Source organism: Pseudomonas sp. Root562 (genome assembly GCF_001427125.1).
In the GTDB taxonomy this organism is placed as follows: Bacteria; Pseudomonadota; Gammaproteobacteria; order Pseudomonadales; family Pseudomonadaceae; genus Aquipseudomonas.
The window spans coordinates 1-12,631 of record NZ_LMGK01000022.1 but is presented as its reverse complement, the minus strand read 5'-3'; the positions used below and the strand labels follow the sequence as shown (position 1 = coordinate 12,631).

The window sequence follows — 12,631 nt, the reverse complement described above, 5'->3', positions numbered from 1 at the left end:
GGGCCAGACCAGTCGCCGCAGAACCTGGATATAGGTAAGATATCGGCCCTTCCCCGCAGCCCTTTGCTGCACCCGCCGATTAAGCCGATTCCATGCCTTTCGAACTCAGCGTTGACCTCACCACCCTGGCCATTCTGGCCGCAGTCGCTTTTGTTGCCGGTTTCATCGATGCCATTGCCGGCGGCGGTGGCCTGTTGACTACCCCGGCCTTGCTCACCGCTGGCCTGCCGCCGCACCTGGTGCTGGGCACCAACAAACTCAGCTCGACTTTCGGCTCGGCCATCGCCAGTTTTACCTTCTATCGCCGCAAACTGTTTCATCCAGGGCAATGGATACACGCCATTGTCGGCACCCTGGTCGGCGCGCTGAGCGGTGCGGTGGTCGCGCATTACCTGCCCGCCGAGTGGCTGAACAAGATGCTGCCGGTGATCGTCTTTGCCTGTGGTCTATATCTGTTGTTTGGCGGCACGCCGAAAGCGCCGTCAGACAACAACGCGCCCATCAAGAAAAAATGGCAATCGACCCAGGGTTTCAGCCTCGGTTTTTATGATGGCGTGGCAGGTCCCGGTACGGGGGCGTTCTGGACCGTCAGCAGCCTGTTGCTCTACCCCATCGATCTGGTGAAGGCCAGTGGCGTAGCACGCAGCATGAACTTCGTCAGTAACGCGGCGGCGCTGTCGATCTTCATTTTTTCCGGTCAGGTGGACTGGATCATCGGCCTGAGCATGGGCTCGTCGTTGATGGTCGGCGCGTTCTTCGGCGCCCGCACCGCCATCAGCGGCGGTGCAAAGTTCATACGTCCGGTGTTCATCACCGTGGTGCTCGGGCTGACCGTGCGGCTAGCCTGGCAACACTGGTTCAGCGTGGCCTAATCGCCGGGCCACGTAGACATCGATCAGGTAACGGGCAATCGAGCGTGACGCCGGCAACGGCGGCAGCTCGTGCACGTTGAACCACTGGGCGTCTTCGATCTCGTCTTCCTGACAGACAATGTCCCCACCGGCATATTCGGCATGAAAGCCGAGCATCATCGAATGCGGGAACGGCCAGCACTGGCTGCCCATGTACTGGATGTTCTTCACCTCGATCCGCACCTCTTCCCGCACCTCGCGAATCAGGCAATCCTCAGCCGACTCCCCCGGTTCGGCGAACCCCGCCAAGGTGCTGTAGACCCCGCTGACGAACCGTGGCGAACGTGCCAGCAGCACTTCATCACCCCGGGTCACCAGCACGATCATGCTCGGCGAAATCCGTGGATAGCTGCGCAAATCGCACGGCTGGCAATACATCGCCCGTTCGCGCGGCACTTGTGTCATGGCCTGGCCGCAGTTACCGCAAAAACGATGCTCACGGGCCCAGGTGCCAATCTGCGCTGCGTAACCAAGCACCTTGTACAGCGTGTGATCGCCTTCAAGCATGAACGCCCGCAGGCCCTTCCAGTTGCAACCCGGCACTTCGCTGTGACTGCGCAACTCCAGCAGGTACACCGGTTCACCGTCGAGGTGGCCGATGCCGTGCTCGGCGAGAATCGACAAGTCCTGACGCTTGAGCCATTCACGGGGAAACAGCGCGCCATTGTCATCGAACATAAAGCCTTCCGGGCTGCGCGCCACGGCCCAGCCGCCGGGTTGGTCGGTGTCCAGTACTGCAGTGGTCCAGCGTGAAGTCATTTTCAATCAATCCAGAAATTCGGGTTTCTGTTTGCTCATATGGGCGGCCATGGCCACGCGCAAGTCAGTGGATTGCAGCATGGCGGCGTTCCAGGTGGCGACGTATTCGAGACCGTCATCAATGCGGTGATCGCGCATATAGCTGATCATCGCCTTGGTGCCGGTGACCGCAATCGGCGACTTGCTCGCAATTTCCCGGGCGATGCCCATGACGCCGTCGAGCAGGCTGGCAGTGTCGCTGTAGACGCGATTGACCAGGCCCATGCCGCGTGCTTCTTCGGCGCCGAAAGTGCGACCAGTGTAAGCCAGTTCACGCAGCATGCCGTCACCGATGATCCGCGGCAAGCGTTGCAGCGTGCCGACGTCGGCGGCCATGCCGATGTCGATTTCCTTGATCGAGAACTGTGCGTCTTCGGCGGCGTAACGCATGTCGCACGCGGCGATCAGGTCGATGGCACCGCCCAGGCAATACCCTTGAATGGCCGCGAGCACTGGTTTACGGCAATTGTCGACGGCGTTGAAGGACGCTTGCAGGTTGAGAATCTTGCGGCGCAGCAGGCGAGCGTTGCGCCCCACATCCTTGCCCAATTCATTGGCCACGCCGGCCAGCATCATCAGGTCGATACCCGAGGAGAAATGCTTGCCTGCGCCGCTGAGGACCACCACGCGCACTTCGTCGGTGTCATCGACCCACTGGAAAATCTCGACGATTTCGCTCCAGAACGCAGCATTCATCGAGTTGATCTTTTCCGGACGATTGATCTGCACATGAGCAATTTTATCGACCAGTTCGACGGTGAACGCGGTGTATTGAGACATGCTAGTGATCCTTTACCGGGCAAAAAAGAGGCCTGAACTATACCAAGGCGTGATGGCGGGCAGTAAGGCAGGGTTTCGGCCAAAAGCGGGACCAACTCAAGTCATTTGGCGTATTGCCGGGCCTCATCGCTGGCAAGCCAGCCCCACAGGGTTTTGTGTACGCCGCAGGTCCGAAGTGAGAGTCAGCCTGCTAGCGACAGGCCGCACTGGCACCTGATTTGTGCTTTTCTTAAAACAGCACATACCAATGAATAATTGTTCGCGCTGGCGTGTTCACATCATGACAGTCTCTTTCGGTCCGTTCGATGCCACAACCCTGACAGCCATGGAGCTTTACCGATGAATAGCCGCTTTTCGATTCTTTCGGCACCGTTGATGCTTGCTGTCGTGCTGTCCGGTTCACAGGCATGGGCCAACGGCGAGGAAGACACACCCGCCAAGCCGCAGTGCCCCAGAGATCAGGTGTTCGATACCAAGGCGCAGAAATGCGTCAAGCAAACCAGCAAGCTTGTCTCGGACGCCGACCGCACCGATTACGCCTATCAACTGGCCAAACACGGGCGCTATGAGGAGGCCCTGGCGCTGCTCGATACGCTCAAGCAGCCCGATACCGCCAAGGCTTTGAACTATCGAGGGTATGCCACGCGTAAACTGGGGCGCACCGACGAAGGTATCGGTTATTACCTGCAATCGGTAAAACTCGATCCTCACTACGCACAGGTCCGCGAGTACCTGGGTGAAGCCTACGTGATCAAGGGTCAACTGGCTCTCGCACAGGAGCAGTTGCAGCAGATCAAATCGATATGCGGCAATACCACTTGCGAGGAATACCAGGACCTGGCCGAAGCCATCAACGACTCATCGAAAACCTGACTTATCGAATACGCGGAGGTCGCTATCGCCAGCGATCAGGCAATACGGGCAGAACTGGGCCAGCATCTGGCGCGATTGTGGCGTTACGGGTTGCTGTTGTCCCGACAAAGGCATGTCGCCGAAGACCTGGTGCAGGCAACCTGCGTGCGGGCGCTGGAACGGGCCGCGCAGTTTGCGCCGGGTACGCGCATGGACCATTGGCTGATGAGCATTCTGCATTCGATCTGGCTCAATGAAATACGCGCGCGCCGGGTGCGTCAGGGGCAAGGCACGATAGAGGGTGAACAGGTGTTGTCGTTCGACGGTGAGTATGCAGCGCAAACCCATGTCATGGCGGCGCAAGTCATCCGCCGGGTCGATGCGCTGCCGGAAACCCAGCGCGAAACGGTGTTCCTGGCCTATGTCGAAGGCTTGTCCTACCGCGAAGTCGCCGAAGTCCTGCAAGTGCCGATCGGTACCGTAATGAGCCGCCTGGCCACTGCCCGGGCCAAACTGGCCGAGTACCCGCCCTTGCAAGCTGTACCGAACCCCTCCACTCACGGAGAACGTCGATGAACGTGAACCCCACGGACGAGCAACTGGTGGCGTACCTCGACAATCAGCTCGATAGCCAGGAACGCCAGCGCATCGACGCCGCCGTGGCCGAAGACCCGATGCTCGGCCTGCGCCTGCAATGGCTGAACCGCAGCAGCCTGCCGTTCAAGTCGGCCTACGACGAGTTGGAACGACAGGCCCCGGTGGATCGTCTGCAAGCGATGCTCGATACCCTGCCATCGCCCGCCCGCCAGCCCCTCAATCGGCGCAGGTTTCTCGCGGCGGCAGCCGGATTTCTGGTGACCGGTGTGCTGGCGGATCGTCTGTTCCTCGCTTGGCAAGCCAGTCAGCAGAACGACAACTGGCGCCAGTTGGTGGCTGACTACATGGTCCTGTACATTCCGCAAACCCTCGACCATTTGCCCAACGATGAAGCCACCCAGCGCACGCAATTGCGCACGATCGAGGCCAGCCTGGACCTGAACATTGCGCCGGCGCAACTGGCCTTGCCTCGCGCCGAACTCAAGCGTGCGCAAATTCTTGAATACGATGGCGTGCCTATTGCCCAGATCACCTACCTCGATCCGCTCCACGGCCCGTTGGCGCTATGCATCACCCGCTCCAACAGCGGCAGCCGGCCTATCGCCCGGGAGCGTCGACATGGCATGAACATTGTCTATTGGGCGGATATGCAACACGCGTGGATGCTGATCGGGCGTAATTCCATGACCGACCTGGAAGGCATGGCCAAATCACTGCGCGGCCGGCTCAGCGCATAACCCTGCAAGAGTCGTTTCAGGATGGCGTCGGCAACCACAACCTAAACCTCGCCCCACCCAGCGGCGAGGCCTCTACGGTCAACGTGCCACCCTGCGCCTCCAGCGCCCTGCGACTGATCGCCAGCCCCAGACCAAACCCGCCCGTAGCCCGATCACGACTGCGATCCAACCGATAGAACGGTTCGAAGATTCGTTCGCGCTCGTCGTCCGGAATACCGATGCCGTCATCATCTACCCAGATTTCACAGCCTTTGGGACACACCTGGACGCCGACCTGGATGCGTTTTTCGCAGTAGCGCATGGCGTTGCGCAACAGGTTCTGCAGTGCGCGGGCAGTCAGCCGCGGGTCGAGGGTGAAGCGTTCGAGCTGACCATGCAGCAGTACGTCGATGACGATGTCTGGCGATTGTTCGTCATCGACACTGCCCAAAATGCTGTCGATGAATTCGTCCAGCGACACCTCGACCTGCTCCGGTATCCGTGCCGGATTTTGCAGGCGACTGTAGGACAACAGCTCCAGCACCAACTCATCGAGTTCGCGGATGTGGTCGACCAATCCTTGCAGGCGTTCACGGCTGGCGGCTGGCAGGTCATCGGACAGCGCCAACGCCAGGCCGAAGTCCAGGCGTGTCAGCGGCGTGCGCAATTCATGGGAGACCGCATTGAGCAGGTCACGCTGCTGGTTCAACAGGTTTTCGATGTCGCCGGCCATGGTGTCGAACACATTGGCCAGGCTGCCGATGTTGGAACTCTGGGCAATCTGCGTGCGCTCGCTCAGATGGCCCTTGCCGAAACGTTCAGCCGCGCTTTTCAGGCGTTCCAGATCGCGCCAGTGCGGGCGCAACCACAGCAACAGGCACGCCAGCATGGTCGCGCCGATCAGCACGTTGATGCTCCAGTACAACAGGCTGACATCCATCGGATCCGGCGGCACCACCATGTGCACCACGGTGCGTTCATTCAGCGGCGCCACCGCCAGGGTACGCCAGCCCCAATCGCCCACGCGCACCACGTTCTCACCACGCTGCAAACGTTGCTGCTCATCCATGGACAGCCCGGGGTCATCCATGCTGCTGAGCACAATGTGCAACGGTTTGAACTCACCGTCCATTTCCGCTGCCAGCGCGGGCCACTGCTCGGTCGGCACGGCTTTGAATTGTTTGACGATGAGGGTTTGCAAGCCTCGGGAGTAATCGAGGTTGTAAGTGATGAATCGGTCGTGGAAAACCTTGATCACCAGGTCCGGCACCAGGTAAATCGCCGCGCTGAACGAGACGATGGTCACCAGGTACAGACGAAAGAGGATTCTGAACATGGCCTCAGCATTCCCACTCGGAACGGCTGAACAGGTAACCCTTGCCCCACACGGTCTTGATCTTGCGCGCCTCGCCGGCGTGGTCGTCGAACTTGCGCCGCAGCTTGGAGATCGCCACGTCCACCGAGCGGTCGGTGCCGTTGAATTCGATGCCGCGCAAGCGTTGCAGGATCTGGTCACGGCTCAGCACTTCACCGGCATGCCGGGCCAGCACCACCAGCAGGTTGTACTCGCCGCTGGACATTTCCACCGACTGACCGCGCCAGGTCACGGTGCGCTCGGACAGGTCGATGCACAAATTGCCGATGAGGATCCGGTCGTTGGCGGTTTGCGGCTCGCTGAGGCTGCTGCGCCGCAGCAACGTGCGCACCCGTGCCAGCAGAACCCGCGGTTCGCACGGCTTGGTGACGTAATCGTCAGCGCCCATTTCCAGCCCCAGCACCTGATCGTGGCTGTCGTCGCGGGCGGTGAGCATCAGAATCGGCAGCGCCGCCGAATCGGCACGCAACAAGCGGCAGACTTGCAGGCCATCGAGGCCTGGCAGCATCAGATCGAGGATCACCAGGTCCGGCGGATTGAGCCGCGCACGCTCGCGCACATGATCACCGCGGCCGATCACGCTGACGGAATAACCGTTGCGCTCCAGATAGCTGGCAATCAGTTCGGCGAGGGCGGTGTCGTCTTCGACCAGGAGGATGTTGGGCATGGGGTGTTTCCAGAAGTGCAGTGGCGCCAGTCAGAACCTAATCGCTGGCAAGCCAGCTCCCACAGGGTCTGATGTGAACACAAATTGTGTGTGCAGCCTCAACCACTGTGGGAGCTGGCTTGCCAGCGATAGCGGCCTGACAGGCGCAAAAAGATTCAAGGCTTGAAGGATATACGCCCACACACACTCCTGAGTAAAACCCTTACACAATTTCACACAGCGCCTACAAAGCTTCACCGCTACCCTCGCCGACGCCCAGTAGGATGCTGGGGGTCATTATTGGGGTAATTCATGTCAAAGAAACTGCTTGCCAGGCTGAGCCTTTTGGCCCTGGCGTTGACGTTGAGCGCGTGCGACAAGTCCTCGATCGCCGAGGAACAGCCACCCTTGGCCAGCGTTCGCATCGAAACCATCGAAGCCCGACCGCTGTCGATCAGCAGCGAATTGAGCGGGCGTATTGCCGCGCCGCGCATTGCTGAAGTGCGTGCCCGAGTGGCGGGCGTGGTCCTGCAACGCACCTTCCGCGAAGGCAGCGACGTGAAAAAAGGCGACGTGCTGTTCCGCATTGACCCGGCGCCGTTCAAGGCTGACCTCGATAGCGCCGAAGCCGCGCTGCGCAAAGCCGAAGCCAATGCGTTCCAGGCGAAACTGCAGGAACAGCGCTACGCCCAGTTGATCGACGACAAGGCCATCAGCGGTCAGGATTACGACAATGCGCGGGCCAACGCACGGCAGACCGCCGCCGATGTCGCCGCCAGCAAAGCTGCGGTTGAACGTGCCAGGCTGAACCTCGGATACGCCACCGTCACCGCACCGATTTCCGGACGCATCGGCCGTGCGCTGGTCACCGAAGGCGCGCTGGTCGGGCAGAACGAAACCACGCCGCTGGCATTGATTCAGCAACTCAATCCGATTCACGCCGACCTGACCCAATCGACCCGTGAACTCAATGACCTGCGCCGCGCATTCCGCTCCGGCCAGCTTGAAGAAGTCGGTCAAGGACAGGCCAAAGCCACGCTGATTCAGGACGACGGTAGCCTCTATCCGTTGCCGGGCAAATTGCTGTTCAGCGATATCACGGTCGACCCGGGTACCGGCCAGATCATTTTGCGCAGCGAATTCCCCAACCCCGACCTTGACCTGTTGCCCGGCAGTTTCGTGCGCGTGCGCCTGGACCAAGCGGTCAATCAACAAGGCATCAGCGTGCCGCAGCGGGCGATCCAGCGCGACAGCGCCGGTATCGCGCAAGTGCTGCTGCTCGACGCTGAACAGCGCATCAGCCAGCAACCGGTGGAATTGGGCCAGGTGCAGAACGACCGCTGGGTCGTCACCCGCGGTCTCAAACCGGGCGACCGCATCGTCACCGAAGGCCTGCAACATGCCCGCCCCGGCGAGAAAGTGCAGATCGACGACTCCCCTCTTCCACTTGCCCAGGTTTCTGGCCAGTAAGCAGGACGCTTGTATATGCCGCAGTTTTTTATCGACCGCCCGGTGTTTGCCTGGGTGGTCGCCCTGTTCATCCTGCTGGCCGGTGCCCTGGCCATCCCGCAGTTGCCGGTGGCGCAGTACCCCGATGTCGCGCCGCCGCAAATCGAAATCTACGCGGTGTACCCGGGCGCTTCAGCGCAGACCGTGGACGAAAGCGTGGTCAGCCTGATCGAGGAAGAACTCAACGGTGCTGATCACCTGCTGTATTTTGAATCGCAAAGCAGCCTCGGCAGCGCCACGATCAAGGCGACGTTCCAGCCCGGCACCGACCCGGAGATGGCCCAGGTGGATGTGCAAAATCGCCTGAAAGCCGTGGAGTCGCGTCTGCCGCAAGCGGTGAACCAGCAGGGTTTGCAGGTAGAAAAAGTCTCCGCCGGTTTCCTGTTGTTGATCACCCTCACCTCCAGCGACGGCAAGCTCGACGACGTGGCGCTCAGCGATTATCTGGCGCGCAACGTGATGAACGAGATCAAGCGCCTGGACGGCGTCGGCAAGGCGCAGCTGTATGGCGCCGAACGAGCGATGCGCATCTGGATCGACCCGCAGAAGCTGATCGGTTTCAACCTCACCCCGGCCGATGTCAACGCGGCCATCGTCGCGCAGAACGCCCAGGTCTCGGCCGGCAGCATCGGTGATTTGCCGAGCCGCAGCAGCCAGGAAATCACCGCGACCATTCTGGTCAAAGGCCAGTTATCGACGCCGGAAGAATTCGCCGACATCGTGCTCAAGGCCAATCCCGATGGCTCGACGGTGCGCATCGGCGATGTCGCGCGGGTCGAGATCGGCAGCCAGGAATATCAGTTTTCCACGCGTCTGAACGGCAAGCCGTCGACCGCTGTCGGCGTGCAACTCTCGCCCGGCGCCAATGCCCTCAACACCGCCACCCTGGTGCGGGCGAAGATGGACGAGCTGTCGCGCTACTTCCCGGCGAACGTCGAATACAAGATTCCCTACGACACCTCGCCGTTCGTCAAAGTCTCCATCACCAAAGTGGTCTACACCCTCGGCGAGGCGATGTTGCTGGTGTTCGCCGTGATGTTTCTGTTCCTGCAAAACATCCGCTACACGCTGATCCCGACGCTGGTGGTGCCGGTGGCGCTGATGGGCACCTTTGCGACCATGCTCGCCCTGGGTTTCTCGATCAACGTGCTGACCATGTTTGGCATGGTGCTGGCCATCGGTATCCTGGTCGACGACGCCATTGTGGTGGTGGAGAACGTCGAGCGAATCATGGCCAACGAGGGCCTGTCGCCCAAGGACGCCACGCGCAAAGCCATGAAGCAGATCACCGGGGCGATCATCGGCATCACCCTGGTGCTGGTCGCGGTGTTTATTCCAATGGCATTCATGCAGGGTTCGGTCGGGGTGATCTACCGGCAGTTTTCGCTGTCGATGGCCACCTCGATCCTGTTCTCGGCGTTCCTCGCCCTGACCCTGACCCCGGCGCTGTGCGCGACCCTGCTCAAACCGATCGCCAAGGGTGAGCATCATGAAAAAAGCGGATTCTTTGGCTGGTTCAACCGTCGTTTCGAGCAACTGACCGACCGCTATCAGGGCTGGGTCGCCTATGCCCTCAAACGCACCGGCCGCTATCTGTTGATCTACGGTGTGCTGCTGGTGGGTCTGGGATTGTGCTTCGCGCGCCTGCCCTCTTCGTTTTTGCCGGTGGAAGATCAGGGCTACACCATTACCGACATTCAGTTGCCGCCCGGCGCTACCAAGAACCGTACCGTGCAGGTGGCAGAACAGATCGAAGCGCATAACGTTGGTGAGCCGGGTATCGGCGACAGCGTGGTGATTCTCGGTTTCAGCTTCTCCGGTAGCGGGCAGAACGCGGCGCTGGCGTTCTCGACACTCACGGATTGGTCGCAACGTGGCAGCGATGACTCGGCAAGCTCGATTGCCGATCGTGCCAACATCGCCCTGAGCCAGATCAAGGACGCCATGGCCTTCTCTGTGCTGCCGCCTCCGGTGGACGGCCTCGGTACCTCCAGCGGTTTCGAGTTCCGCTTGCAGGATCGCGGCGGCCTCGGCCACGCCACGTTGATGCAGGCCCGCAGCGAGTTGCTGGCGGCCGCCGAAAAGAGCCCGATCCTGATGAACGTGCGCGAAAGCGCCCTGGCCGAAGCGCCGCAGGTGCAATTGATCGTCGACCGCAAACAGGCCAATGCCTTGGGCGTGTCCTTTGCCGACATCGGCAGCGTGCTGTCCACTGCCGTCGGTTCGACCTACATCAACGATTTCCCCAATCAAGGGCGGATGCAACGCGTTGTGGTGCAGGCCGAGGGCGACCAACGCAGTCAGGTTGACGACCTGTTGAAGATCCACGTGCGAAACAACAGCGGAAAAATGGTACCCCTCTCGGCTTTCGTCCAGGCCAAATGGATTCAAGGCCCGGCGCAATTGACCCGCTACAACGGTTACCCGGCAGTGGCCATTTCCGGTGAACCGACACCCGGCCACAGCACCGGCGAAGCCATGGCCGAGATCGAACGGCTGGTGGCATTGGGGCCTGTGGGACTGGGTCAGGAATGGACCGGGCTGTCGTTGCAGGAACGCCTTTCCGGCAGCCAGGCACCGATCCTGCTCGGGTTGTCGCTGCTGATCGTGTTCCTGTGCCTGGCGGCGCTGTATGAGAGCTGGTCGATTCCGACGTCGGTGCTGCTTGTGGTGCCGCTGGGTGTGCTCGGTGCGGTGCTGGCGGTAACCCTGCGCGGGATGCCCAACGATGTGTTCTTCAAGGTCGGGTTGATCACCATCATTGGCCTGTCGGCGAAGAACGCGATCCTGATCATCGAGTTCGCCAAGAGCCTGTACGACGAAGGCCACGACCTGCTCGACGCCACCTTGCAAGCGGCACGCCTGCGGTTGCGGCCCATCGTGATGACATCGCTGGCATTCATCCTCGGCGTGGTGCCCCTGGCGATCGCCACCGGCGCCAGCTCGGCGAGCCAGCAAGCCATCGGCACCGGGGTCATCGGCGGGATGATCAGCGCGACGTTGGCGGTGCTGTTTGTGCCAGTGTTTTTTGTGGTGGTGATGAAACTGGTGCGTAAACGCCACAAATAAACCTGACCCAACACAAATCCCTGTGGGAGCGGGCTTGAACTGGTCAAGTAATCCCGGACACCGATTACGGTGTTTATGCCGCTTTTTGCTCCATGGCTATCGGCGACAGATAGTTGTTGTAGCTGTGGAGCCTNTGAACTGGTCAAGTAATCCCGGACACCGATTACGGTGTTTATGCCGCTTTTTGCTCCATGGCTATCGGCGACAGATAGTTGTTGTAGCTGTGGAGCCTGGTGCGGTTGTAGTACATGAAGAAACGCACCATGTCCGTTTTTGCCTCCTCGATCAGGCTGTAGCCGTTGCGAGGTACCCACTCTGACTTCAGCGTGCCAAAAAAACGCTCTGTTGGAGCGTTGTCCCAGCACTGTCCCCGATGGCTCATGCTTTGCACAATGCTGTGGCGGGTCAGTTCTTCTTGAAACTTGCGACTGGTGTACTGACATCCTTGGTCTGAGTGAAACATCAGCCCTGGAGGGCACGTTCGTACAGCTGTCGCCATGCGTAGCGCTTTGCTGACCAGGTTGGCGTCATTGACCAGAGAAAAAGCCCAACCAATGACCCTGCGAGCATACAAATCGATCACGATGGCCAGATGAATCCAGCGTTTGCCCACCATCAGGCTGGTAACGTCGCCACACCAAACCTGATCGATTGCAGTCGGTTTGAAGTTGCGTTTGAGCCGATTAGGCGCGACAAATGCCTCCACGCCTTTGGATCTAAATGGATGCGGCTGGCGTTGTTTACTGACAATGTTGGCTTCCCTCATCAGCGCTCGGACAAGGCTCCTTCCTGCTGCAATATTTTGCGATTTCAGGCCCTCGCTGATCATCCTGGAGCCCATGGCTTCGCGGCTTTCACTGTGCAGCTCAACGACTTTCATCCTGAGTTCTTCACGTCTGATCCGCGGCTTGGATCGCCGCTGAATCCACTCATAAAAGCTGCTGCGCTTCACACCGAAAACACGACACACCACGGCCGTCGGAAATGACTCTCTTAGCTCTACGATCATCGGAAACGATCGGGATCCGACATCAAGAGAGCGGTAGCCTTTTTTAAGATTTCAGCTTCCATCTCCATGCGCTTGATCTTGGCTTTTAGCTCCTGGATTTGGCGCTGATCGTCAGTAATCGCCTTGGTGCCTTCAACTGACCGGCCCTCGCGCTCCTTACGAACCTGATCAACCCAGCGCCGTAAAGCGGTGGGCCCGATATCCAGCGAAGCACAAACCTCTGGAACCGGGCAGTTATCATCAAGCACCATGCTCGCAGCATGCAGTTTGAACTCGCGGGTGTAGACCTTTCTTTCGTTCATGGAACCTCCAAGTTGGCGAAATCATATCGCCCTTAAGAGGTGACCGGAATTATTAGGCCAGTTCAGC

General features: G+C 60.0%; 12 protein-coding genes. 6 read left to right on the top strand and 6 right to left on the bottom strand.

Features of this window, described 5'->3' with window-relative positions:
• The first annotated feature begins 92 nt into the window (after positions 1–92).
• On the top strand, positions 93–872 hold the full coding sequence (locus tag ASD60_RS17875; RefSeq protein ID WP_056855275.1) for a TSUP family transporter: 780 nt from the start codon (positions 93–95) through the stop codon (positions 870–872).
• On the opposite strand, the gene nudC is transcribed toward ASD60_RS17875, so the two are convergent.
• Together nudC and ASD60_RS17865 are read right to left on the bottom strand one after the other, a co-directional pair.
• Positions 840–1,670: an NAD(+) diphosphatase gene (gene nudC / locus ASD60_RS17870; protein ID WP_056855274.1), complete on the bottom strand. Its 831-nt coding sequence runs from the start codon at positions 1,668–1,670 to the stop codon at positions 840–842. The two genes, ASD60_RS17875 and nudC, sit on opposite strands and share 33 nt — an antisense overlap.
• Before the next feature lie 6 nt (positions 1,671–1,676).
• Positions 1,677–2,489: a crotonase/enoyl-CoA hydratase family protein gene (locus ASD60_RS17865; RefSeq protein WP_056855273.1), complete on the bottom strand. Its 813-nt coding sequence runs from the start codon at positions 2,487–2,489 to the stop codon at positions 1,677–1,679.
• Positions 2,490–2,828: 339 nt separating this feature from the next.
• Between ASD60_RS17865 and ASD60_RS17860 the strand changes: the two genes are divergently transcribed.
• Genes ASD60_RS17860 through ASD60_RS17850 form a run of 3 tightly spaced genes read left to right on the top strand, consistent with a single transcriptional unit; the run spans position 2,829 to position 4,675 of the window.
• Positions 2,829–3,362: a tetratricopeptide repeat protein gene (locus tag ASD60_RS17860; protein WP_056855272.1), complete on the top strand. Its 534-nt coding sequence runs from the start codon at positions 2,829–2,831 to the stop codon at positions 3,360–3,362.
• A 54-nt stretch (positions 3,363–3,416) separates the two neighbouring features.
• Positions 3,417–3,917, top strand: coding sequence for an RNA polymerase sigma factor (locus ASD60_RS17855; RefSeq protein ID WP_201783979.1), 501 nt, complete (start codon positions 3,417–3,419; stop codon positions 3,915–3,917).
• A complete protein-coding gene (locus ASD60_RS17850) occupies positions 3,914–4,675 on the top strand; it encodes an anti-sigma factor family protein (RefSeq protein WP_056855271.1) in 762 nt (253 codons plus the stop codon). The genes ASD60_RS17855 and ASD60_RS17850 overlap by 4 nt, the downstream gene beginning before the upstream one ends.
• Before the next feature lie 16 nt (positions 4,676–4,691).
• On the opposite strand, the gene ASD60_RS17845 is transcribed toward ASD60_RS17850, so the two are convergent.
• Positions 4,692–5,990, bottom strand: coding sequence for an ATP-binding protein (locus tag ASD60_RS17845; RefSeq protein WP_056855270.1), 1,299 nt, complete (start codon positions 5,988–5,990; stop codon positions 4,692–4,694).
• Between the two features lie 4 nt (positions 5,991–5,994).
• Positions 5,995–6,696 (bottom strand): response regulator transcription factor, encoded by a 702-nt coding sequence (locus tag ASD60_RS17840; protein WP_056855269.1) that lies wholly within the window; start codon positions 6,694–6,696, stop codon positions 5,995–5,997.
• 291 nt (positions 6,697–6,987) lie between these two features.
• Between ASD60_RS17840 and ASD60_RS17835 the strand changes: the two genes are divergently transcribed.
• A complete protein-coding gene (locus tag ASD60_RS17835) occupies positions 6,988–8,145 on the top strand; it encodes an efflux RND transporter periplasmic adaptor subunit (protein ID WP_056855268.1) in 1,158 nt (385 codons plus the stop codon).
• 15 nt (positions 8,146–8,160) lie between these two features.
• The gene (locus ASD60_RS17830; RefSeq protein ID WP_056855267.1) at positions 8,161–11,253 is read left to right on the top strand and encodes an efflux RND transporter permease subunit; all 3,093 of its coding nucleotides are present in this window, start codon (positions 8,161–8,163) and stop codon (positions 11,251–11,253) included.
• 172 nt (positions 11,254–11,425) lie between these two features.
• Here ASD60_RS17830 and ASD60_RS17825 read toward each other — a convergent pair whose 3' ends face one another.
• Both ASD60_RS17825 and ASD60_RS29505 read right to left on the bottom strand, forming a co-directional pair.
• Entirely contained in the window at positions 11,426–12,262 is an 837-nt protein-coding gene (locus ASD60_RS17825) for an IS3 family transposase (RefSeq protein WP_056855266.1), read from the bottom strand.
• Complete coding sequence (locus tag ASD60_RS29505) at positions 12,259–12,564, bottom strand: IS3 family transposase (RefSeq protein WP_056855265.1); 306 nt, start codon at positions 12,562–12,564, stop codon at positions 12,259–12,261. Before ASD60_RS29505 ends, ASD60_RS17825 begins: the two co-directional genes overlap by 4 nt.
• Positions 12,565–12,631 lie beyond the last annotated feature (67 nt).

Coding starts and splice junctions, on each gene's coding strand:
- ASD60_RS17825 (WP_056855266.1), bottom strand. CDS start 12,262: ATGATCGTAGAGCTAAGAGAGTCATTTCCGACGGCCGTGGTGTGTCGT.
- ASD60_RS17850 (WP_056855271.1), top strand. CDS start 3,914: ATGAACGTGAACCCCACGGACGAGCAACTGGTGGCGTACCTCGACAAT.
- ASD60_RS17865 (WP_056855273.1), bottom strand. CDS start 2,489: ATGTCTCAATACACCGCGTTCACCGTCGAACTGGTCGATAAAATTGCT.
- ASD60_RS17860 (WP_056855272.1), top strand. CDS start 2,829: ATGAATAGCCGCTTTTCGATTCTTTCGGCACCGTTGATGCTTGCTGTC.
- ASD60_RS17840 (WP_056855269.1), bottom strand. CDS start 6,696: ATGCCCAACATCCTCCTGGTCGAAGACGACACCGCCCTCGCCGAACTG.
- ASD60_RS29505 (WP_056855265.1), bottom strand. CDS start 12,564: ATGAACGAAAGAAAGGTCTACACCCGCGAGTTCAAACTGCATGCTGCG.
- ASD60_RS17830 (WP_056855267.1), top strand. CDS start 8,161: ATGCCGCAGTTTTTTATCGACCGCCCGGTGTTTGCCTGGGTGGTCGCC.
- ASD60_RS17845 (WP_056855270.1), bottom strand. CDS start 5,990: ATGTTCAGAATCCTCTTTCGTCTGTACCTGGTGACCATCGTCTCGTTC.
- nudC (WP_056855274.1), bottom strand. CDS start 1,670: ATGACTTCACGCTGGACCACTGCAGTACTGGACACCGACCAACCCGGC.
- ASD60_RS17835 (WP_056855268.1), top strand. CDS start 6,988: ATGTCAAAGAAACTGCTTGCCAGGCTGAGCCTTTTGGCCCTGGCGTTG.
- ASD60_RS17875 (WP_056855275.1), top strand. CDS start 93: ATGCCTTTCGAACTCAGCGTTGACCTCACCACCCTGGCCATTCTGGCC.